Genomic DNA, 23,901 nt, shown 5'->3' on the forward strand with positions numbered 1-23,901 from the left:
ATAGGGGGAGATGAAGTATGTTAGAGAGAGTTGACGAAAAGATTTTAGACTTCTTAAATCAAATGGAAAGAAGAGAAGAGATAAGAAATATTTGCAATGGTAACCCTATCAAAATTGGAAATAGATATTATGAATTTGAAGAAAAGTGCTTTTTTGATAATAAGTTAAAAATATATATTCCAAAAGACTTTGAAGAAATGCCTTTAGAAACTAGAAAATTAAAGTATCCATCAGAAAATGAACCAGACATAATAAAATGCGATGAAAAAGGAAACATTTGCATAACACTAAAGATCATTGACAGGATTTTAGATGAAAATAAGGTTGAAGAATTAAAAGATGGAATGAAAGAGGGGATGAAAAACACTAATCCCATAGATGTATTTTACGAGGATGGAGTATTAAAAGTTGATTCCCAAAATATAGGTTTTATTGAATTTAAAAGTTATACAATGGACGGGCCTATATTCAATTTAATGTTTTTTCTTGAACTTGATGAAAAAACACTGATGGGGAATTTTAGGTGTCTGTATGCGGAATATGGTGAATGGAGAGAAACCGTTTTTCAAGTTATTAGAAATATAAGAGTAATGAAAGAGAATGAGGAGGCGAAAGCTAATGAGTGAGGAATATACTTATACTCAAGGAGATATTTTAATAGAACCTTATAAGTTTCAGAAAATAACAAAGCTTAAAATAATCAGTGAATTAAATGAACATTCAAAGCTTTTAATTAGTGGAATCATAAGTGATGAAAATGCAGATAAATATGTTGAAGAAGCAGAAGCACAGGAAACTATTAATGTATCACTTAAGGATGATAAAGGAAATACAATAATTTTATTTAATGGATTATTAACCAAGATTGGAATAAAGGCGAAAAATGATGTGAGAGATTTGGAGATAGAAGCATTAAGTAAAACCTTCTTAATGGATATAAGAAAAGTTAGTGGCTCATATCAAGATGAAAAGCTTACTTACAGAGAGATATTCAAGCAAAAAAATAATAGATACAACGATGTAGTGATGATCGATAATGTTACTAGTCAAACTAAAATAGATGAATTCATAGTTCAATATAAAGAGACTGACTGGGAGTTCTTAAAAAGATTAGCATCATATTTTAATGTAGCTTTAGTGCCAGAATGCAGGATGTCAGGGATAAAATATTCAATAGGTGGATCAGGAGAGGCAATAGTCCACAATATAGATGAATTTAACTATTCTATAGAAAAGGGATTGAAAGAATATAGTGATAAATCTGCTAATGAAGCCTATCGATTGGATGACTTAGATTTGATAAGTTACGAAATAGAAACTAATAAATTAATGAAATTATATAATCAAGTGAATTTTAAAGGAAAAAAACTTTTAGTCTATAATTGTGAAACGGAATTGAAAAGTGGTGTAATAACCAATAAGTATATATTAAGAGATGAAAACGGCATGAAGGTGAAAAGAGTATATAATGACAAAATGATAGGAATTTCTCTTCAAGGAAGAGTTCTAGATACTAAAAAGGACAAAGTCAAAATTTCACTTGAGATAGATGGAAGTCCAAAAGAACGAAAAGGTGCACGGTGGTTCGAATTTGCAACAATATTTTCACAGCCAGATGGAACAGGCTGGTACTGTATGCCTGAAATTGAAGATGTAGTTAGATTGTATTTCCAAGATAGCGAAGAAAAAAATGCATACGTAGTGAGTTCAATGCACTATGACGGAATCGATGATAGTAAGCGAAGCGATCCTTCAGTAAAGAGTATAAGCACGAAGTATGGAAAGGAAATTGTTATGAGTCCAGGTTCAGTTGAAATAATTGGAAATGGAAATCTTCTAATGAGAATGACCGATGATGGCGGAATAGAAGTGAATAGTAATAAAAAGATAATATTAGATGCTAAAGATGACATAGAAATAAATGGCGGAGCTAATATACAAATTAAAGGACATAAAGGAATTAAGCTAACCCAAGCTGGAGCAAGTATGCTAATAAAAGATGATATAACAATGAGTGGAGGAAAAGTGAACGTTCAAGAATAAGACGTAATGAAAAAAATAGTAGAGAAAAGTTTTATATATTTTCATATATTATTTATTTTCACGTGTTTAACAAAAACTTCACAAGGATTAAATAAATGATAATAAAAGCTGATAAAAATAAAGTGTTAAAAGAGTTCCGGGAAAAATATGTGGCTGATAGATATAAGGAAGAATTAAAAAATATTCTAGAAAAATATAATGAAAATAAAGACAGTATAAAAGAAAAATTGACTTCAAAGTTTAATTCTATATGCCAAGAAGCTGTATTCCTTCAAAAAGAAGGTTTAAAAGGAGAGATAAAATATATTTATTTTTCAATGCTTAGAACAAGTATTCTTGAAAATAAGGGAGAATGGAGAATTGATTTATATGATGAAAAGTGGTTTGTAGATAAAGAAGAATGTTCAATAAATATAGAATTGGATTTCATTTATGAACCTCTTTTTAAACATATGAAAGAGCTTTCGAACAAGAAAAAAGAATATTTAAGAACTATTAAAGAAAAGGATATAGAAGATATAAAGCTCGCAGAAGCAAATAAATATCATAGTTTGGCATTAAACATAATTAGAGGTATGTTACAAGAGCTTTTAGAATGTGCTTCATATAAAGAAATGGAGAAGAAAGAAGATATAGTTATTATGGCAGGTGAATATATGGATACTGCAATTCAGATAAATAGTAAAAAGTCATAATTAGGCCGTAGTTACAATTAAAGAATAGTAGAAAGGAATGAATATGAATTATTTTTTATTAAAACAGGATGAGGAATATACAAATGCACCAGTGTTAATAAATGTTTTTAAAGGAATTGATGTTAGAAATATAAATTTATTAAATGCACATAAGATTGAGGATATTCGTATATTTAATGTTAAATGCAATGAAAACACCGAATTTTTAGACATTCTTGATAGAAATTTATTTCTTATTTCTGAAAAAATGAAGAAAATAATTGAAAAATATGATCCGAAAATGTTATTTAAAACTATTCCTCTTATAAATTTATATCATAAGAAGCAGGAAAACTATTATATGCCGATATTTCAAGAGATAGAATGTTTAAGTGAGAAAGCAGAATTAAACTTAAATAGGACGGTAGTAAAAAAAATCATATTAGATAAAGAGAAAATCAATGGAAAGAAAATCTTTAAGATAAAAGAAAGTGAGAAGACTTTAATAGTGGTAAGACTAGATCTTGCAGAAAGTCTACTTAGAAGAGAATTTAGAGGAATGTGCTTAAAAAGATTAGAAGTTGATTATTAAGAGAAAAATTAAAATAGGAGATGATGAGGTTGGAAATTGGTACTGCATATGTAGTCAGAGGAGCAATGATGGCATGCAATATGGGAACTGAAACAAAAAGAATAAATCTACCTGTGAGTCATGGTACATATTCAAAAGGAAACCCAATAATGACTGAAAATGATAATGTAATTGGCACAAATATAAGTGAGTTTGGAATATGCAGAGGAAATTGTCCGTCTAATGGTAGTAATGAAAAAACAAAAAGGTGTCAAGTTATGGTATTAAATAAGTGGATGAATACAAAGGAAGACACATTAATTGAAGGGGCACCGGCACTTACTACAGCTTCGATTTTAATATGTGCATATGGAGGAATAATAAGATTCATTACAGATGGACAAGATTAAGTAAAAGTGTAGAGGGGGAAAGCAGATGGGAGAAGTTCATAAATTAAGAATAAAGTCACCTTATAAGTTAATCAAGATAGTAGATATAAAAATTGAAAATAAGCCTAATAAGCATGGGTATCTATATTTAAAATGTTTAATAGATGAAAGTATAAATTTTGATTCTGTTATAAAAGCCTCTGCAGAAGATGAAATATGTGTTTATGAAGAAAAAGATACAAAAGATAAAGAAACAGTTGATATAAATGAAGTTAACGAAGGTAATAGTATAAGATTGTTTTATGGAATAGTTCAAAAAGTTAAAACAACCAATGTAAATTCTGTTTATTATTTGGAGATTCAAGCTTTAACATCAAGTTCAAAACTGGATATAAAGAAAAAGAGCAGATCATTTCAAAATGTTAAAATGACCTATGATGATCTTATAAAGGAAATATTAGAGGATTATTCAGGCTTTTCCTTCAATCAAAATGTAGGGAAGGGTAAAAAAATAGATAAACCACTATTTCAATATAAAGAAAGTGACTGGGAATTTCTAAAGAGAATAGCTAGTGAATTAAATTCAGAACTATACTGTGACATAATAAATTTAAATTGTATGTTTAGTTTTGGGATTTCTCATAATCAGAACTACGAATTAGATGATAATATAGAATATGATGTTTACAAAGATATTAAGAGCTTTTACGAAGCAGGCGGGCAGGACTCAGGCTATAATGATACAGATTATTTCTATTATGAACTAGAGAAAAAAGATATCTATGAAATAGGTGCAAAAATTAACTATAGACAGAAGGATTTATATATAAGGGAATACGAAGCTTATAAGAATAAGGAAGATATATTTTATAAGTACAAGCTATGCAGAGACAAAGGAGTATGGCAAAGTATAATTTACAATAAAAGTATAAAAGGATTAACGTTAGAAGGAAAAGTTATCGATGTTAAGAATGAGAAGGTGAAGCTTCATTTAAATATAGACGAAAGTCAAGATAAAGGTACAGCTCATTGGTTTGATTATGCACCGCTATCAGTAAACATAATGTATTCAATGCCTCTAGTTGGAGAAAGTGCAAGACTTTATTTTCCGAATGAAGAAACTGAAAATCCAATAGTCGCAGGATGCGTAAGAAAAAATGGAGATTCATGCACGCAAACAGCAGAGCCAGCCAATAGATACTTTCAGACTGAAAGTGGAAATGAAATAGCAATGCTTCCAGATACATTAAGTATAAAGAGTGGAAGCATAAAAAATACAAGTATAAGTTTTGATGATAAAAAAGGAATTCATCTTAAAAGCCCAAAGAAATTAAAATTAAATGCTGATGGAGAAATAACAATCAAAACACAAAAGAGAGTAAGAATAAAAGCCCAAAATCAGATATTACTAATGAAAAGAAATGGAGCACATAAAGTTTCAATAGAAGGTGATTTCTACATTAAAGGAAACAATGTAATAATGAATGGAAGCAGCAGAGAAACCTATGCTTCTTTTGAAGAATGAGGGGAGGTGGATTATAATGTGTGATACTCAAGATGGATGGGTAAATACTGAAGATGATAATAGTGGTACCTGGTATTATTATGAAGATGGTGAAGTTACTACAGGTTGGAAAGATATAAAAGGTAGTACATACTATTTTAATAAGCCAGGTGGCTCAATGGGATGGAGCAAGGAAGTTGATGGGAAGTATTTAGGTCCAGATGGAAGACAGGTGAAGGATGAGAGATGGGTAAATACTGAAGAGGACAAGAGCGGTACTTGGTATTATGTTGGGGCTCATGAAAGAAACGTAACAGGATGGAATAAGATAGGAAATGACTTTTACTATTTTAATTATCCAGGCGGTTCTATGACTTATAATAATACAATTAATGGTTTTGATATAGATAATGATGGAAAAATAGTTAGTGGCACAGGATGGTTAAAAGATAACTATTCAGGAGAAGATTATTATTATTCTGATGGGGAAATGAAAACTGGCTGGGTAAAGTATGGTGATAGCTGGTATTACATGGATGATGATGGGAAAATGGCAACTGGCTGGAGAAAAGTAAATGGCTTCTGGTATTATTTACATTCAGATGGAGAAATGGCAACTGGTTGGATAAATGATGGTGAAGGTTGGTACTATTTGTATCCACAAGGATCTATGGCTAGCGATACAGAAGTTAAAGGATATCTTGTGTATAATGGCGGTAAAATGGTTACGGGGACTGGTTGGAGATATATAGATAATGACTGGTATTTTCTTAAGGATGATAAAGTGGTAAATGGTTGGTTGAAAGATAAAGGTTACTGGTACTATTTATATGGCGGTGGGTCTATGGCACATGCTACCTGGATTAATGAATATTATGTAGATGATAATGGTAAATGGATAAAGGATTATAAGGCAGAAGATGATTCTCTGGCGAACAGTGATGGTGAAACGGATACATTAATGGCTTGTGATACAGGGGATAAAAATGTAGATATAGCTTTTACAAAGTGGTATGATACAATAATACCAGGAAAAAAGTATGCAGATGATCCGAGATATTCTACGATATCAGTTGCTGCATTTCAAAATAAACTATTATATATGTCAGAACAAGGCGAGGATGTAAGTGAATTAAGTGCAGATGAACTTGATAAGTTATTTGAGCGTGAAATGGACGATCAGGCAAATGCAACACTTGGCATGTCAGGAGCAGCTGATATTATTGGAAGTAATTCAGCAAAAATAGTTGCTAGTGAAGCAGTATCTAATGGGGCGGCTAAAGCTGGAAAACTTTCTATGAATCAAATAGATGAGTTAATAGAAGAAATAGGTGGCTCAATCAAAAATCATCCATTAAGGCAAGAATATGAGAATGCTGTTAAGAACTTATGTAATTATGAAGCAGAACTTAGAGCTCAAGGACTAAGTCAGAAAGAGATTGCAGAAACACTTTATAAAGCAAGAAGAGATTTAGGGGTAAAATATAAGAATTTGACACCAGACGCTCTTAGGGAATATATATATGAAGTTAATATGGAACGATATGGAGATGAACTAGGAGCATCATTTGACTTTTTAGTTAATAAGTATAGTTCACAATGTGAAAACATGGATGAAGTCTATGAAGCTATTATTAAATCATCTCAAAGACCAAATGGTAATGTTGATAAACTATTGCAAAACTTTAAGGAGTGGCTTATTAAGAAGAATCAATAGGAGGTAAGTATATGTCAGATATAAAATATATTATGAATATAATGAAATATAACAAAGTGTGTAAATGTGATTTGTGTAATGGCATATTTGAGGAAATGATAAAAAAAGATGGTATAATTATGTCAAAAGGAATATACTCTGAAATATTGGATAGTACAGTTAAGTTTATGGGATTAGTTGGGAGTAAGGAAGGACCAGTTCTGTTTTTGGATAGTGAGCAATATGTAATCACAAATGATGATTTTGATTTTATTCAGCAGTCGGAAGAGGGACTCAAAGGGAAGTTTACGGCATATATTAATGGAAAAAAAGCGATAGAGTTAGAATATAAAAAACCTTTTAGTGATTTTGATGCATGGTCTAGAGAAGAGGATATTGATATTTTTCAATGGCTTTTAAGATTTAGCAAAAATTCAGAGTTTAAAAATAAGTTTTTACGTATATATACAACTTAATTATATGTGTTATAGAATATAATATAACTTTTTTATTTACCTAGTATATATTTAGGAGAAAGTGAGAGGAAATGTTTAAATTTGTTGGAATAGGGAGTGCTTTTAATACGGAAAAAGGAAATACAAGTGCTTTTTTAAAAAGGGATAATAGTTTGCTTCTTATTGATTGTGGAGGGACTGTTTTTCATAGGTTGCAAGAACTAAATTTGCTGGATGGACTTGAAAATTTATATATTATCATAACGCATACACATCCTGATCATGTTGGAAGCCTTGGGGAGGTAATATTTTATTCATATTATATTTTAAAACGTAGGGTAACTATTTTCTTTCCTAAAAAACAACTAATTGAAGGGTTTCTTACTAGTATAGGTATAAGTGCTGAAATGTATAAGCTTAATAGTTTTGAGAGAATAGCGGTGAATGATGCACAAATTGGAGAGTTCAGCATAGAATTTTTACCAGTTTCTCATGTTGATACAATACCAGCATATGGATTTACTATAAGATTAAATGGAAGAGTATTTTATTACAGCGGTGATGCTAATGACATAAGTAAAATAGCACTAGAGAAACTGAAAAACGGACAAATTTATAGGATATATCAAGATACGTGTGGATTAGACTATGAAGGAAATAGTCATTTATCATTGAGAAGACTCTGTGAGATAATTCCACAAGAACTTAGAAATAAGGTTTATTGTATGCATCTTGATAAGCATATAAAAGAAAAAGAAATTCAAAATAATGGATTTAATGTTGTTAAGATATATGAAGAATAATATTAAGAAATAATAAAAAAATTATTATTAATCTAATTGTAAAAATATTTATGGAGTTTACTAAGGTATAATATTAAATCTATTATGTAGTTATGAATAGAGATTAATATAAATAGTGATGTAGACTCTAAATGATACATTATTGATATCAGCAGTAATTTTAAAAGTGTATCAAGTTATGAAAATTTTCATTATAAAACCTCATTTTTGTCAAACTAACAAACGAAATGAGGTCTCATAATTGAAAAAATTGCTTTACTAAATTAGTAAAATACATGAAGACTGTTTATCATATTGAAAATGGATTAAATAAGTTAACAAATTAAGGAAAGAATTCTACGTATGGCACAGTAAAGGTTGTAACAATTGTCTTTCTAGGGTTTTGGCTTAGAATTAAAAGTTTCAATGAATTAAATTTTGTGATTAAAAATAATGAATTTATAGAACTATTTTGTAGTGGTACGCAGAGTTACAACTGGTTAATGCTATTAGAGACATGCTCAAGGTCACTAATATTGAAGGTGAGGTAGTATGTATGAATAAGAATACAAGCAAAGATATGGGGATAATAGCTGTGTCTGCATTTAGTCATACAAGTGATTTTTAAATTAATGGGAAATAGCAACATGGCAGTTATAATTCAAGGGATAATACTTATAGTGCTATGCACTATATTAGCAGTTTATATGTACAGTGCAACTAAAAAAATTGGGAAATAAATTAAGTATAGTTGGAGTCATATTATTATTAGTAGCAGGTAGTGCTCTTTCAGTGGGATACATAATAATGGAATGTTATCCTCAATTGCACAAGGAATATAAAACACTAGATATATATTTAGAGAGTGGAAGTTTTGCTGCCTTAATGTTATTCTTCCTAATAGCTGAAGTTATTATTTCATATAAGGAAAATAAATAAAATTAAATTGCAGGATAAGCAATTTATGTGCAGTCCCCAAGATCAAAAGCAACAAGTTGACAACAAAAAAATTAATATTCAATACAATAAATTCAAAAGATATTTTTGAATTTAAAGATTCATTTGTAGAAAATGCTCTAGCCCAAATAGATTATGCTAATAGAAAAAATTAAAAAATTTCTAGGTTTTATTCTGAAAATTATGTTTTGAGAACGTATTTTTACAAAATGGCAGAATTTTGAAAAGAGAGTTGGATAGAATGATTGGCACAATTAAATATTTTCTAGTATTTGGAATATTAATAGCGTTTATATATCATGCTATTTTTGTTGCAAAAAAAGATATTTATGTAAAAATATTTGCGATATTAATTTCAACTACTTAGCTACTAATGTTTTTATTGAAAGTTGTTGGTATATACAGATAGATGAATTATCCATATATATTATGGAGTAAACCGCAAATGAACTTCTAACATAGACAGGAATTTTTAAGTATAAGTAAAGATGAATATACAAATGAAGAAGGCAGATGATAAATTAAAAATCATCTGCCTTGGGGTGTTAAAAAATGAATGTTACGACATATCATTCAAATAAAAATTATAAGTTAACTAATATTAAAAATAATCCAAGTTAACTATAAGTTATAATATATTAAAAAATTTAACAAACATTTTTATACAAACTGCAAAAGTAATAATAATTAAAATAAAAAGAGGAGGAAGTATGTATTTATGAAAGATGATTTTATATCATATGAAAATTTAAGAATATCCACTTATGAAGTGAAATCTATAAAAGAGATGTATATACAAAATTGCTTAAATAACCATGTGACATTAAGTCTTACGTGTATACTAGATGATGAAATGAGGGACAGCTGTGTTCAGAGCACAGATGAGAGGACACCAATAGAAGTATTTTATGAAAAGGAAGGTTCACATTTCTCTTTATTTAATGGCATTATAACTAACATAAAAATCAGTGTTATTAATTATGTTTATACATTGTTTATTGAGGCTAAAAGTCTTGATTATACAATGGATATCGAGAAGAAAAAAAGAGATTTTCAAAATATAAATATGACTACGCATGAACTTATAGATGAGGTTATGAAATCATATCCTAATGCAAATTATACCATCAATATTCCTAATGAGCCAATCGGTGAATTTATACTTCAATATAATGAAACCGATTATGAATTTCTAAAGCGTATAGTGTCCAGGTATAATGAGAGTCTTATAAGTGAAATGGAACTTAAGGATATTCACTTATATTTTGGCGCACCAGAAATACATGTGGAGCCAAAAACAAAAATCATTAATTACACTGTTTCTAAAGCAGTTGAAGAATATAATGATGTGAAAAATAATGACGCACCCGAAGTATTAGAAACAGATTTTATTACTTATAAAATAAGAACACAAGAAATATTAAATCTTGGAGAAAATTTTGATTTTAATGGTAGACAATTTTATATAAGCAAAGCAACGTATTCAATGGAAGGCGGTAATTTAGAAAATATATATGAATTAAGATCAAAAGGTGGTCTTAGATCAAAGCGCTTATATAATATGAATGTAGTAGGAATTTCAATTAATGGATCAATATTGGAAGTTCAAAGAGATAAGGTAAAAGTTCAACTTGAGATCAGTAGCAATACTGATATATCTACTGCATATTGGTTTCCATATGCTACAGTTGCGGCATCACCTGATGGTGGAGGCTGGTACTGTATGCCTGAAGTTGGAGAAAAAATAAGATTAAATTGTCCAACAAAAGATGAAAGCAAAGCCTTTGTTGTAAATGCAATAGGAACTAATAAAGGAAAATCAGGAGCAGAAGCAGAGAATGATAGAATGTCAAATCCTGATAATAAATCTTTGCAAACTAGTTCTGGACAGGAAGTTAAGTTTACTCCAAATGGAGTAGTTATAGCGTGCAGTGGAGGACAAGCATCTATAAATTTAAATAATGACGGAACTGTAGATGTTGTAGGTCAGAAGAATATAAATATTGCTTGTGCAAATAACCTTTCTTTAAGAGCCGAAAATGAAATGACAATCAGCGCTGCACAAAGCGTAGATATTTTATCTGAATCAGGAAGTAACCTTATATTATCAGAGGGGGATGAGATATTAGTAAATGGAACTAGAGTTCAAAATAATGGATAGAAACAGAGAGTTTTGAAATTTGAAAATCAAAAGCTTAAGAAGAATTATTAAAAAAAGGAGGCATTAACAATGGATAACATAGATGAAAAAATAGCAAAATTAAAAATGCAGCAAAGGCTTGAAAAGGAAGAGCAGCAAAGAAAAGAAGCAGAAGAAGAAAATTTAATTTCAGAGGAAGGAAAGCTTACTATTGAAGAAGTAATGAAACAAGTAGATGAGGGCTCTTTAAATATAAATAATACTAACTTTAAATTTGAAAGAAAAATGTTTTTAAGTGAGAAGTTAGAAATTCCAATACCACTAGCATATTTCGAAGAAAGAGTAAATACTGATAAAAATACTGCCTTAGTAAATGATAATGATGGAGTGAGTTTTACTTTAGCTTATGTAGATAAAGGAGCTCAAAAGCAAAGTTTTGCTAAGTTTAAGAAAGGCATGGAAAAGAATTTTAAAGATATGGATCTTTATCTAGAATGGATGGAAGAAGGAGAATTAGGTGAAGGCCATTCAAAAATATTTTATGGAACTTATAAGACACCTACAGGACGAGGAAATATTTACAATTTGATTTTTTATAGAGAGCATAAAGGAACATTGATAATTGGAAATTATAATTGCTTTGAAAGAGATATAAAGACTTGGGAGCTTATAATGAAGGCAATTATGATGCTCATGAAAATTAGGTAAAGCTAAAATTTAGTTATAGTTTAGATTTGATAAAAATAAGTCCAAGTTAAATTAACATGGAATAAAACTCAAAAGGAGGGAATTAAAGTGGGAGAAAGTCAAATCATTAAAGCTATTGATTATGAGGAAATAAAAGTTAATGGCTATAGTTTAGAAACAATAAAAAGCTTAAAAATAGAAACTGATATAAATAAGCATGCTGTTTTGAAACTGACAGGAATATTAAAAAATGAAATTAAGGATAGTGATATTACTTCAACAACTAATAATAAAACCATAGAAGTTTGTTATGGGGAAAATGAAAATATAACATTATTTTATGGAATTGTTACAAATATAAAAATAAATGTAGAACTTGATGTATACACTTTAAGTATTGAAGCAAAAAGCATGTCTTATCTAATGGACATAAAGTTAAAATCCAAATCTTTTCAAAACACATCCATAACCGTTCATGGTCTTATAGATTCTATAATGAAGAATTATAGTGAATCTAATTATATTTTAAACATACCTGATGAGGAAATAAAAGAATTACTTATACAATATGAAGAAACTGACTGGGAGTTTTTAAAAAGAATAGCATCTAAATATAATCAAGGATTATTTCCAGTTATGGATAGTAAGGAAATACAATTTGTGATGTCTATACCAGATCAGCATAAAGAATTAAAATCAGAAAATATAAATTATAAAATACACAAAGATTTAGATGAATATAAATATATGCTTAAAAATTATCTACAAGATGCCAATGAGATAGATTATTTAACTTATGAAATAAATAATTATGAAGTATTAAAGCTTGGAGATAATATAGAGTTTCAAGAACAGAATTTTTACATTTTTAAGGGAATCTATGAAATGAAAAATGGAATATTAACAAATACTTATAAGCTAAGAATAAAAAATGGTTTAAGACAGGAAAGAATTTTTAATACAAAAATTATAGGAAGTTCAATTGAAGGAAAAATCATAGGAGTTCAAGCTGATAAAGTAAAAGTTCATTTAGAAATAGACGAAATGCAAGATCAAGGAACAGCTTATTGGTTTAAATTTTCTACTATGTCAGCATCAAGTGACGGCAGTGGATGGTATTGTATGCCTGAAATAGGAGATAGTGTAAGAGTGTATTTCCCAACAAAAGATGAAGATGAGGCTTTTGCAGTTAGTGCGGTAAGCAGCTATCAGCAAGGAGCAGGTGAGGCAGAAGATAGAATGGGAAATCCTGATGACAAATACTTAAGAACAGCTCATGATAAACAGGTAAAGCTTACATCAAGTGGTATTTTTATTTCCTGTGACAGCGGACAGGCAGATATGAGTCTTACTAGTGATGGAACCCTTAGTATAACAAGTCAAAATAATATAAATATTAGTGCCGAGCAAAACATCAAAATTCAAGCTCAAAAAAGCTTTTTAGTAAGTGCAAAGCAAGGGATAAATTTTGCTTGTGATAAAGGTGGAGGTCTAGAGTTTGATGATTCAGGAAACATAAAAGAAAAAGGTACTAAAGTAAATAATAATTAAGTTTTTATTTACTTTTAGGTATATAAGCTAAGAGGTATAAGTCCTAGTAAGAAAGAAGGGATTTTATGAATAGGGAAGAGTCATTAAAAGAATTTAAAGAAAAAGTAGTTAAAACCTTAGAAGAAGAAAGTATATCAGTTTTTGAAAAAAAATTTAAGGATGATGAAGAAAAAGTTAAAGAGATAATAATAAACGGAATGAAAAGCTTAATTAGCAAGGCAAATGAGATTAAAGAAGAAAAGAAAATAGCAGTTTTCCAATTTGAGCTTCTTAGAATTAATATTTTAAATGAATCCTATAAGATATTAATTCATGGATACAACTCATCTTGGTATTTAGATACTAAATCCATATACGAAGAAATAGATTTAAGATTTTTATTTGAAACATTTATCACCTTTAAGGAAAAGTTAATTAAAGAAAAAAGAATTTATATGGGTAAAGTTAATGACTATGACATTCAAAAAATAATGTTTGAATCTGTAGTGAAATGTTATAAGGATATGTCAAAGACAGTAAGGAATTGGTTTTGGAAATTAGATGAAGAAAAGTGGATTAAGGAAAGTTCATTAGAGGACTTTTATTTAGTAAAGTGGAGTGAATATCAAGGAAGAAGTGAAACTCTATTTGCCATGGATAACAGAGAAAAGAATATAAAAGAACTTTTAGAATTTAAAAAGCAGCCTAAAGAAAAGTTACCTTTTGTATATACTGTCTGGAAAGATAGCACCTTAGAAGATGGTGATTTAACAAAACAAAATATGTTATTTATTAGTTTTAAGGGAAGTAAGCTTAAAAATATCAATTTATCAGAAAGTGACATAATAAGAGGTCAGTTTAAAGATACAGAAATAAGAAAATGTATATTTAAAAAATGCCGATTAATAGGAAGTTCTTTTGAAAATTCTAAAATTGAAGATTCTGATTTTAGTAGTGGGGATTGCACAGGAGTGGATTTTAGAAAAGCGGATCTTAGATATGTAGATTTTTCAAATTCAAATCTCAAAAACTCTAATTTCATAAATGCAAAGCTTAAAAATGTGTCTTTTGAAGGAGCAGACTTAGAAGATGCAATATTTAGTGCTAAGGATATACCGTTTATTAATTTAACATCAGAGCAGCTCCAAACTATATATATAGATGGAGGCGAAGAAATATGAAGTATTTCATTTTAAAGCAGGATAGAAATTTAGAAAATGCAATTAAAATAGAAGGTTTTAATAATAGTCAAAAAATGACATTGCTTAAGGCAGATGAGGGCAAATATAAGGATTCCACCAATGTACCTGTCCACGGAAACGAGAATAGCATTTATCCAGATTTAATACAAGCACCTGTATTACTAATTTCAGATGATCTTCATAAACTTTTTAAATTATATGAAAACACTGTAGTTTATAAAATAGCAGTATTTTCAGATTTAGAAAGGAAGAAACAGAAAGTATATAGATTAGTGCTGCCAGAATTACTAGATGCATTAAGTGATAAAGCTATTTTCTTTAAAAATGGTTGGATTGATAAGATAGTTTTAGATGCTGATAAAATAGGTGATTACAATATATTTCAAATTAAAGCTGGTGTAGATTATTACTTTATAGTTTCTCTTGATGTAGTTGAAAGCATGCTAAAAAGAGGGCTATTTGTAGGAATTAAATTTGAGGAAGTTGAGGTGAAATAAAAATGGCAAGCGAAAATGAAGAGAAATATGGTGTTATAGCTGGAACAGCAATAAATGAAGCTGAAAAAGGTGCCAAAGATACAGTAAATACAGTAAAGCAAATTGGTACTATGGCTGAGAGAGTTGGAGGTTTTTTAAAGAGAGATGCTACAAACGAATGGAAATGGCTTAATCTATCTCCAGAAGAAAAAGCGGCTGAGAAGGAAAAGGAGAAGCAAGCGGCAGAAGAAGCTAAAGCGGCTGAGGAACAGAAGAAAGCAGATGAAGCAAAAGCTGCTGAAGCTGAAGCACAGAGAATAAAAGATCTTCAAAAAAGCTATATAGTGCATACGGCAGCTATTACCTGCAGCTGTGCACTTCATGAAAGTTATGTGGTAGTTCCAACTGGTCATGGAGAATTTATACATGGAATTCCACAATTAAATATAGGAGATAGCAAACCGGAAATAAATATAAGAAGTTTTGGAATATGTAATAGTCCACAAAATCCAAGTGTACAAGCAAATGCTAAAAAAATAGCAGATGAGATTAAAAATAGGCCTAAAAGTTTCACAGAAAAAGTTATGGACTTCTTTTCAAAACCACCAGCTGAAGATATAGGAAAAGATTTACTAGCTCAATGTGTAGGTGTATGTACTCCAATGATAGCGACTGAATGGATAGATGGGAAAGAAGATGTTCTTGTTGATGGAAAACCAGCGTTGTTAGGGAAGTGTACACTTCAGTGTGCATATGGTGGAGAAATCAAATTATATACAAGTGGACAGAGAGAATAGGAGAAAATTGGATTTTAATCTGATGTCTAGCTACTGTAACACTCCCATCTTTTATTAAAGTGGGAGATAACAGTGAAACGGCTCTAGACATTGTGCCCCCTGAGGGTATAAGTTCAGCTAATCTTCAGAGGAAGATTAAACTCTTCCTGAAGCTAAGTTTCACTTTATAAATGAAAAGGAGGGAATTAAATGATACTGACATATAAGAGTTTAAAAGTAGAAATACCTTATGAAGCAATTCAAATAGAAGACATAGATATATTACAGCCTATAAATGACCATGCATATTTAAAGATTAAATTGTTAATAGAAGAAGGAAAAATAATAGAATATTTAAATAAAAATGTAAGTGATGAGAAAATAACTGTATCGAGAATTGAAGATACTGGTGAAGAAATTAAGTTATTTGTAGGAAAGATAAATGAAGTTTTTATGTCTTATGAAGGCAGTGTTCATGTTATGGAATTAGGGGCTGTGTCTTATACAAAGGATTTTGATATTAAGAAAAATAGCAGAACCTTCTGTAATTTAGATATGACTTATCAGGAAGTTATAACAAAGGTTTTAGATGCTTATGCTGATAAGGCTTTTACAGACAATATAACAAATGGAAAGACTATTGGGGAATTTATTCTTCAGTATGAGGAAACTGATTGGGAATTTTTAAAGAGGTTAGCAAGTCATTTTAATGGTGTATTACTTGCTGAAACCACAGAAGAGTATGGAAGATTTCACTTTGGAATACCAGATTTAAACAATAATAATAAAATTAATATAGATGATTATGAAGTAGTAAAAGATATTGATAATTTCAATAAGCGTGAAGCTATTGGGTTTGAAGAAAATTATCTTCAAGAATATACAACATGGGATATTGTAAGCCCAATTAAATTAATACTTGGTGAGAAAGTTTTATTCAATCAAATTGAATGTGTAGTAGAGAAAATTCATACTGAGGTCTATAAAGAAGAAATCAGAACAATATACACATTAGGTCTTGAAAGAGGACTTAGAACTAGCTATATGGTAAATCATAAGATTTTTGGAATGAGTATTCCTGCAACAGTTAAAGACGTACAGGGGAATACTATGAAAGTTCACTTTGAAATAGATCAAGAATATGAAGAGTGCGCAAATCAAAAATATTTTACTTATGCAATAGAAAGCAGTGCTTGGTACTGCATGCCAGAAAAAGAAAGCCAGGTGCATATTTATTTTCCAACCAATGATGAGAAAGAAGCTATTGCAGTTCATGCAGTAAGAATTGGAGAAGGCTCTGCAAGAACACAAAATCCAGATATTAAGTCATTTTCTCATACAGGAGGAAGTGAAATGAAGCTGACTCCAAGTGATATGAATTTTTCACCAGGTGGCGGAGGTGTAAGTTTAAACTTAGCCCAATCGGGAGATGTATCTCTTAACGGGCAAAATATAAATCTTACAGCAACTGAAAATTTAGAACTCGGTATTAGAGATGGAAGTGGAGATGCACCTCCGTTTAGGCCACAAAATATAAATATTTCTGCTAAGAGCAAAATAGAAATAGCTAAAGGCGGTATTGGAATTCAAATGGAAGATGCCACATTTTTAAAGGGATCTACCATAAAATATGAAGGAAGTGCTAAAGATCCAGTAGAGCTACCAGATGAAATAGCTCATAGAAATGACGGAGATGCAGAGGCGATAGAGCAAATTAATAACCAGGCTAAAGCTAATATGGAAGCAAAGGTTGATGAAGCTAAGAGTAAAATTGGTTTTGGAGTAGTTGCTTCAGTTATTGGAGCAGTGGCAGTTGGAGTTGGAATTGCTGTACTTGCAGCAGCTACAGTTGCAACTGGAGGATTAGCTCTTGCTGTTGCTGGAGCTGCGGTGGCATCTGGTGTTACAGCTATGGCAGTAGGTGCATCTGAAACCAGTGAAGGTTTGTCAGATTATAGCAAGGCTCAAAGTGGAGATTATTCAAAATCATATAATTTTATGAGGGACACTGTCTGTGGAGGAAATGAAACTCTTTATAATGTTGTAAAATATGGATCAGTTATGATTGCAGGAATAAGTACTGCAATTTTGACAGGTGGAGCAACTATAGAGGCTATGACTAAAACCTTAGGAAAAATAGGGCTTGATTCAGCTATGAATACAGGATTTGAATTAATTGCAGATTATGCGGATGATGGAAAAATTGATAATGGATGGGAAAGCTATGCAGAGTCCTTTGCTTTAAGTTGTGGCTTAAGCGGTGGAGGTACAACTGCATTTAAAGGAGTAGAAAAAATTGGGAAAGGCTTGGAGCTAGGATGTCCAACCATGAGTAAGCTGAGAATAGCAACAGATGTGGCAGTAGATATGGGAGGCCAATTGGCTACAACTGGAGATGCAAATCTAACATCTACTTTAATAAGAAAATATGTTAGTAATAAATTATGTTTCTCTGACCCTGTAGATGGAGCAACAGGAAGTTTGTATATTCCAGCAACAGATATAGTTCTTCCAGATATTCATGAAGAATTTAAGATAGAAAGAAAGTATGAGTCTGTAAATAACAGAATAGGACTTCTTGGACTTGGCTGGACTACAAATTTTGAAACTTGCCTTGGAGTTGAAGGGGAAAAAATAAATGTACTTTGCCCAGATGGACATATTGAAAGCTTTTATTCAAGTGATGATGAGTGGGTAAATGATAAAGGCGGAGCTAAGATTTATTCTCTAAAACAAGACAAGGATTATTGGATATTTAAAACTTCACTTGATAAGAAAACTTATAAATACAATAGTTCAGGGAAATTAATAAATATAACTGACAAACATGGAAATAAGCTTTCGGTAACTTATGTAGGCGAAAATATTGAGACTTTAACTACTTTCTCAAATTATAAATTATTCTTTACCTATAAAGATGGAAAAGTAATTGAAATAAAAGATGAGCTTGGAAGAACAGTTCAATATAAATATGAAGGAAATTGTTTAACAGATGTTATACATGTGGATCAAGGAATAACAAGATACACTTATAATGATAAGGGATATATAAGCAGTATAACAGACCAAAATGGACATACTTACACTAAGAACTTCTTTGATAAAAAGGGAAGAGTGATGCGTCAAGACTTCCCAAATGATGATACCTGCAAAATAACTTATAATGATTCAGAAAAAGAAGTGACTTTTTATTACACTAAAAGTCGAAGGACAGAAAAAACAAGATTTAATAAAGATGGCTTAATTACACATTTATTTTACGAAGATGGAACTATAGAAGAATACAAATATGATGATTATCAAAACAAGATTTATATAAAAGATAGAAATGGATTTGAGACTCATAAGGTCTATGATGAGTTCGGTAACTTATTAAAAGAAACTTTACCAAATGGATTAATAACAGAATACACTTATGATGAAAATGGAAATTTAGTAAAAGAAACAGATAATGAAGATAAAGAAATTATCTATGCTTATGACAGCCAAGGTAATTTATTGGAAAAGAAAACAAAGCTTTCAGCAGCCAATTGGATTACTGAAAGATTCACATATGATTCCTATGGAAGAATTCTAAGTAAAACTGATGGGAATGGAAATGCATCAAAATATGAATATGAAAATGCAAGTGTCTTAGAAGGAAAACAAGGAAAAGATCCAGTAAGAGTAATTACAAATAGTGGATATGAGTATGAATACACTTACGATAAAGTGGGCAGAAATACTGAAATAACTACAGATTATGGAACAATAGAATTTGGTTATAATAACTTAAACTTTGTTGCAAGTATTAAAGATGCCAATGGAAATGTAACAATAAAGAATTACGATAACATGGGAAATCTTACAAGCCTCTATATTCCAAATGCATGTATAAAAGGAAGTATTTCTGATGAAGGGTATAAATACACCTATGACCATATGGATAGACTTATAAGCATAAAAAATCCACTTGGAATTATAGAAAAAAATATAAGAGACAGCGAAGGAAACATAATAAAAGAAATAAATCCGAATTATTATAATCCTGAAACCTATGATGGAATTGGAGTAGAATATGCTTATGATAAGGATAATAGAAAAATAAAAACCATATATCCAGATGGAGGTATAGAAAGATTCTTCTATGATAGTAATGGAAATGTCATTAAGCACATAAGCCCAGAATATTACAATGAAGAAACTGATGATGGTCTTGGATACAGCTATACTTATGATTCCATGAATAGATTGAGTTCTATAATAAATGAAGATGGTGTAGTTGAAAAAAGATTTGAATATGACTTACATGGAAATATTATTAAGGAAGTAGATGTTGAAGGAAATTCTACATTATTTAAGTATGATTTAGCAAGAAACCTAATTGAAAAGAGAGTTCCAGCAGAAAAAGATAACATTGGTAATGTTAAATATAATTTGACTTGCTACGCTTATGATAAAAATAGCAATAAAATCTTAGAGAGACATGGTATAAACTTAGTCTCAGAAAATGAAATCTGTAATTATTATCATGAAATCTACTTTGAATATGATGAAGAAAACAGGCTCATTGAAGTTAAAGACAAATATGGAGCAAAAGCAAGATATAAATATGACTGCTTAAATAAAAAGAACTATGAGAGCTTTAAGATTAATGATACAACAACTAAAGCAATTCATTATATTTATGATAAGGTAGGAAACCTAACTCAAAAGAAAGAAGAAATAAATGGAGGTTTTGTATCACCAGAAACAAAGGGCAGAAATGTCTGGGCAATAACAAGTTATGAATATGATAAAAACGGAAATATAACAAAAATAACAACTCCAAAAGGCTATGAAATAGGGAGAGTTTATGATAAAGCTGATAGAGTCATAGAGCAGCATGAAAAAGATGAAGCTAATGGAATCTTTAGAAGTTATGTTTATAATTATGATAAATCAGATAATATAATCAGCATAAGCGAATATTCTGGAGAAGAAGCAAAGCTTATAAGTAATAAATATACTAGTGAAAATAACTACATGGTTCATTGGTCTGAGAGATATGAAAATAGAAAAGAAAATGAGAAATTATTTGAGAAGATTGGATTTAAGGAAGAACAAAAGAAAAAGGCATATACTTACGATTCTCAAAACAGGCTTACTCATTTTATAAATTTCTCAGGTAATGTAACAAGATTATTCTATGATAAAAACGATAGAATAATAAAACAAGTATTACCAGAACAATACGATGAAGCTAAAGACGATGGAGTTGGAACAACTTATTCTTACAATTTAAAAGGACAAGTTATTGAAGTAAAGAATGCTTTAGGAGAAACAGTAACTAAAAATACTTATGACCCTAGAGGCAATCTTAAAAGTAGTGTAGATGGAGAAAATAATAAAGTAGAATATACTTATACATTACTTGGACAAATTAAAGATATTGTTACTCCAAACTCAAGGAAAGAAAATAAGCCAGCTCAAAGCTACAAATATGATGCAAGAGGGAACATTACAGGAATTACAGATGGTAATGGAAACGAAACAAGTTACCTTTTAGATGATTGGGGCAGAATAACTCAAATAACAACACCAGAAGGCGGAGTTGAAAAATATACCTACGATTATGCAGGAAATATAACAAGTACTACAGATGCAAATGGTGGAACTATAGAATATATTTACAACAGTTTAGGTCAAGTATGTGAAATTAAAGATCAAGAAGGTAATAGTGAATATTTCTATTATGATAACGAAGGCAACTTAACAAAACATGTGGATAGAAACGAAAATCATGTAGATAGAACTTATAACTTAGATAGAAATATAGTCTCAGTAAAAGCATATCAGGTTGATAAAGAAGCAATAGATTTAGAATCAAGAAGAGCTGAGGCAGATAGGATTAAAGCCATAGAAGAAGCTGAAAATAAATCAGGAAAAGAAGGTTTTGTAAGCAGTCCACTAAGCCAAACTCATAGTAGAAGAAGAAGCTTTACTGAAAGACTAAAAGATAAAAAGGAAAGAAAAGAACAAGAAGAAAAATTAAATAAAACAAATACAACAGAAAAAGCTGAGGATTCAAATAAAAATAAGCTAAATGTAATAGATCAAAGATTTAAATACAACTCAGATGGAACCTTAAAGAGCGCATATACAGGAAATATGCAGTACGAGTATTCTTATAACATTGAAGGCATGCTTGAATCTAAGAGTGCCTCTGGAAGAAATCTTTTAAAATATACTTATGATAAAAATAACAATATAAAAACTATTAAAGATATCACAGGAAAGAGCAGTATTTATAGCTATGATGAAAATGACAGGGTTAAATTAATTCAAGATGATAATCAAAATAATCTTGCTATTTATGACTATTATAAAAATGATAATATAAAATCAGTAACTGTTGGAAATGGCTTAAAGACAGATTATACTTACGACGGTGATGGCAATGTTCAAAGTTTAGTAACAATATCATCAAATGGTGAAGTATTAGTAGATTATAATTATGCGTACGATTTAAATGGAAACAGACTTCAAAAAGTAAGTTCAAAGCATAACAATTTCTATACTTATGATTCCATGAACAGGCTTAAAGAAGCAAGTTATGATGATAGACGCGAAAGCTTCACATACGATAAAGTAGGAAACAGATTAACGAAGACAACAAATGATATCACAGAAAAATATGTTTATAATGTAAAGAATCATTTAAAAGAACTTCATAACAAAAATGGAATAAACTACTTTACTTATGATAAACAAGGAAATACAATAAAAGAAGAAACTCAAAATGGAAATAATATCTTTAAGTATAATACTCTTAATCAACAAGTTAAGGCTATAACTAAGGATGGAAACACTTTAGTAAGTAGATATGACACAGAAGGTTTAAGAGCAGAAATTGAAGAAAATGAAAAGTTAACTAAGTTCATTTTCCATAAGGAAAATGTTTTGGTTGAGGCTGATAAAGATTGGAATGTTGTTTCTAGGTTTGTTAGAGGATATGAGGTTGTTGCAGCTGATATTTCAGATTCGGAGGTAAAATCTAACTTAAAAAGATATTACTATACTACTGATGAACAAGGCAGTACAATATTAATTACAGATGGGTATTGCAATATTAGAAATGAATATTATTACGATGCCTTTGGAAATGTTCTTAATAGTGAAGAGCAGGTTCATAATAGAGTAACTTATACTGGGCAACAGTATGATAGTGTTACTAGACAGTATTATTTAAGAGCTAGATTCTATAATCCTGTAATTGGGAGATTTGCGCAAGAAGATATTTATCGTGGTGATGGATTAAATCTTTATGCTTATTGTGGGAATAACCCTGTTAGGTATTGGGATCCTAGTGGATATGCATTTTTAGATAATTTATTGTATAATACGCAGGATGATATTGATATACGTATAAAGAAAGTGCCAAGTGAGGAAGCAACTTATGGTCATTGGACAGGAGAAAGAGGTAATTCTAATTTTATATTTACGAATACTGATAATAAAGCTTTTCACAATAGTGTAGAAAAATTAATGAACGCACATAATGCAACTTATGTTCCATATAAAGATGGGCAAGTAGATTTTGATCATTTTGCTGTATTTACAGTAGATGTAGAAGTTTCTTCTGATAGAAAAATAACTCATCCTAAAACTAATGAGGAAATTGCTAGGCAGATTGTGGCGCATAATGGAGATTATAATAAGATGTATAGTGAAAATGTAATGGGAATTGCTAGCGGGTCACAAAGATCTCAGGATATTGCAAAAAATGTTATTGAATCTGTCAAGCCATATGCTGGAAGTAATGCTTTATCTGAAAGTGCACGAATAGAAGCTGTGAATAGAATGATAATTGAAAAACAAGGGGATTTTAAGCAGACTATTCATGAAGAGAATTTAATAGAAGGAATGCAGAAAAACAAAACACAATGGGTTGATACTGATATAAATCTTCAATTTAAACATTTGGGTGGAACATCAGAAGCAAAAAGACAAGAATTAGAGAAAAGTAAGTGCAAAACTAAGTAAAAGGAGATATGTACA

Annotated in this window: 17 protein-coding genes; all 17 read left to right on the forward strand. The window is 30.2% G+C overall.

The genetic code is table 11. The annotated features are described in order from the left end of the window. The first annotated feature begins 17 nt into the window (after positions 1-17). The 17 genes from L1S46_RS16530 to L1S46_RS16610 all read left to right on the forward strand — a co-directional run bounded on the left by L1S46_RS16530 (position 18) and on the right by L1S46_RS16610 (position 23,886). Positions 18-626, forward strand: a complete 609-nt coding sequence (locus L1S46_RS16530) for a hypothetical protein (RefSeq protein ID WP_236896144.1) — start codon at positions 18-20, stop codon at positions 624-626. Continuing rightward, entirely contained in the window at positions 619-2,043 is a 1,425-nt protein-coding gene (locus tag L1S46_RS16535) for a phage tail protein (protein WP_238900448.1), read from the forward strand. Before L1S46_RS16530 ends, L1S46_RS16535 begins: the two co-directional genes overlap by 8 nt. A gap of 95 nt (positions 2,044-2,138) precedes the next feature. Then, positions 2,139-2,738 carry a hypothetical protein gene (locus L1S46_RS16540; protein ID WP_238900449.1) on the forward strand — a complete coding sequence of 200 codons (600 nt, stop codon included), beginning with the start codon at positions 2,139-2,141 and terminating at the stop codon, positions 2,736-2,738. Positions 2,739-2,781: 43 nt separating this feature from the next. Beyond that, the gene (locus L1S46_RS16545) at positions 2,782-3,309 is read left to right on the forward strand and encodes a DUF1629 domain-containing protein (protein WP_238900450.1); all 528 of its coding nucleotides are present in this window, start codon (positions 2,782-2,784) and stop codon (positions 3,307-3,309) included. Positions 3,310-3,332: 23 nt separating this feature from the next. Further along, the gene (locus L1S46_RS16550; RefSeq protein WP_238900462.1) at positions 3,333-3,698 is read left to right on the forward strand and encodes a DUF4280 domain-containing protein; all 366 of its coding nucleotides are present in this window, start codon (positions 3,333-3,335) and stop codon (positions 3,696-3,698) included. A 25-nt stretch (positions 3,699-3,723) separates the two neighbouring features. After that, positions 3,724-5,202, forward strand: coding sequence for a phage late control D family protein (locus tag L1S46_RS16555; protein ID WP_238900451.1), 1,479 nt, complete (start codon positions 3,724-3,726; stop codon positions 5,200-5,202). A 16-nt stretch (positions 5,203-5,218) separates the two neighbouring features. Further along, positions 5,219-6,898, forward strand: coding sequence for a hypothetical protein (locus L1S46_RS16560; protein WP_238900452.1), 1,680 nt, complete (start codon positions 5,219-5,221; stop codon positions 6,896-6,898). A gap of 11 nt (positions 6,899-6,909) precedes the next feature. Continuing rightward, the gene (locus tag L1S46_RS16565) at positions 6,910-7,353 is read left to right on the forward strand and encodes a hypothetical protein (protein ID WP_012060540.1); all 444 of its coding nucleotides are present in this window, start codon (positions 6,910-6,912) and stop codon (positions 7,351-7,353) included. 71 nt (positions 7,354-7,424) lie between these two features. Then, complete coding sequence (locus L1S46_RS16570; protein WP_012060539.1) at positions 7,425-8,135, forward strand: MBL fold metallo-hydrolase; 711 nt, start codon at positions 7,425-7,427, stop codon at positions 8,133-8,135. Positions 8,136-8,843: 708 nt separating this feature from the next. Further along, positions 8,844-9,053 carry a hypothetical protein gene (locus L1S46_RS16575; protein WP_139355862.1) on the forward strand — a complete coding sequence of 70 codons (210 nt, stop codon included), beginning with the start codon at positions 8,844-8,846 and terminating at the stop codon, positions 9,051-9,053. Positions 9,054-9,789: 736 nt separating this feature from the next. Then, complete coding sequence (locus L1S46_RS16580) at positions 9,790-11,232, forward strand: contractile injection system protein, VgrG/Pvc8 family (RefSeq protein WP_236896163.1); 1,443 nt, start codon at positions 9,790-9,792, stop codon at positions 11,230-11,232. Between the two features lie 69 nt (positions 11,233-11,301). Next, on the forward strand, positions 11,302-11,919 hold the full coding sequence (locus L1S46_RS16585) for a hypothetical protein (protein WP_171787523.1): 618 nt from the start codon (positions 11,302-11,304) through the stop codon (positions 11,917-11,919). Between the two features lie 87 nt (positions 11,920-12,006). Continuing rightward, complete coding sequence (locus tag L1S46_RS26555) at positions 12,007-13,449, forward strand: phage baseplate assembly protein V (RefSeq protein ID WP_238900453.1); 1,443 nt, start codon at positions 12,007-12,009, stop codon at positions 13,447-13,449. A gap of 65 nt (positions 13,450-13,514) precedes the next feature. After that, positions 13,515-14,609 carry a pentapeptide repeat-containing protein gene (locus L1S46_RS16595; RefSeq protein ID WP_238900454.1) on the forward strand — a complete coding sequence of 365 codons (1,095 nt, stop codon included), beginning with the start codon at positions 13,515-13,517 and terminating at the stop codon, positions 14,607-14,609. Beyond that, positions 14,606-15,127 (forward strand): hypothetical protein, encoded by a 522-nt coding sequence (locus tag L1S46_RS16600; RefSeq protein ID WP_012060534.1) that lies wholly within the window; start codon positions 14,606-14,608, stop codon positions 15,125-15,127. The genes L1S46_RS16595 and L1S46_RS16600 overlap by 4 nt, the downstream gene beginning before the upstream one ends. A 2-nt stretch (positions 15,128-15,129) precedes the next feature. Continuing rightward, the gene (locus tag L1S46_RS16605) at positions 15,130-15,903 is read left to right on the forward strand and encodes a DUF4280 domain-containing protein (protein WP_012060533.1); all 774 of its coding nucleotides are present in this window, start codon (positions 15,130-15,132) and stop codon (positions 15,901-15,903) included. 189 nt (positions 15,904-16,092) lie between these two features. Further along, positions 16,093-23,886, forward strand: coding sequence for an RHS repeat-associated core domain-containing protein (locus tag L1S46_RS16610; protein WP_238900455.1), 7,794 nt, complete (start codon positions 16,093-16,095; stop codon positions 23,884-23,886). The last annotated feature ends 15 nt before the right edge of the window (positions 23,887-23,901 follow it).

Origin of the sequence: Clostridium sp. YIM B02500 (assembly GCF_022324665.1) — a bacterium.
GTDB classification, from domain to species: domain Bacteria; phylum Bacillota; class Clostridia; order Clostridiales; family Clostridiaceae; genus Clostridium; species Clostridium beijerinckii.

Bases quoted from the DNA above. Each gene is read 5' to 3' on its own strand.
- L1S46_RS16530 (WP_236896144.1), top strand. From the start codon at position 18: ATGTTAGAGAGAGTTGACGAAAAGATTTTAGACTTCTTAAATCAAATG.
- L1S46_RS16535 (WP_238900448.1), top strand. From the start codon at position 619: ATGAGTGAGGAATATACTTATACTCAAGGAGATATTTTAATAGAACCT.
- L1S46_RS16540 (WP_238900449.1), top strand. From the start codon at position 2,139: ATGATAATAAAAGCTGATAAAAATAAAGTGTTAAAAGAGTTCCGGGAA.
- L1S46_RS16545 (WP_238900450.1), top strand. From the start codon at position 2,782: ATGAATTATTTTTTATTAAAACAGGATGAGGAATATACAAATGCACCA.
- L1S46_RS16550 (WP_238900462.1), top strand. From the start codon at position 3,333: ATGAGGTTGGAAATTGGTACTGCATATGTAGTCAGAGGAGCAATGATG.
- L1S46_RS16555 (WP_238900451.1), top strand. From the start codon at position 3,724: ATGGGAGAAGTTCATAAATTAAGAATAAAGTCACCTTATAAGTTAATC.
- L1S46_RS16560 (WP_238900452.1), top strand. From the start codon at position 5,219: ATGTGTGATACTCAAGATGGATGGGTAAATACTGAAGATGATAATAGT.
- L1S46_RS16565 (WP_012060540.1), top strand. From the start codon at position 6,910: ATGTCAGATATAAAATATATTATGAATATAATGAAATATAACAAAGTG.
- L1S46_RS16570 (WP_012060539.1), top strand. From the start codon at position 7,425: ATGTTTAAATTTGTTGGAATAGGGAGTGCTTTTAATACGGAAAAAGGA.
- L1S46_RS16580 (WP_236896163.1), top strand. From the start codon at position 9,790: ATGAAAGATGATTTTATATCATATGAAAATTTAAGAATATCCACTTAT.
- L1S46_RS16585 (WP_171787523.1), top strand. From the start codon at position 11,302: ATGGATAACATAGATGAAAAAATAGCAAAATTAAAAATGCAGCAAAGG.
- L1S46_RS16595 (WP_238900454.1), top strand. From the start codon at position 13,515: ATGAATAGGGAAGAGTCATTAAAAGAATTTAAAGAAAAAGTAGTTAAA.
- L1S46_RS16600 (WP_012060534.1), top strand. From the start codon at position 14,606: ATGAAGTATTTCATTTTAAAGCAGGATAGAAATTTAGAAAATGCAATT.
- L1S46_RS16605 (WP_012060533.1), top strand. From the start codon at position 15,130: ATGGCAAGCGAAAATGAAGAGAAATATGGTGTTATAGCTGGAACAGCA.
- L1S46_RS16610 (WP_238900455.1), top strand. From the start codon at position 16,093: ATGATACTGACATATAAGAGTTTAAAAGTAGAAATACCTTATGAAGCA.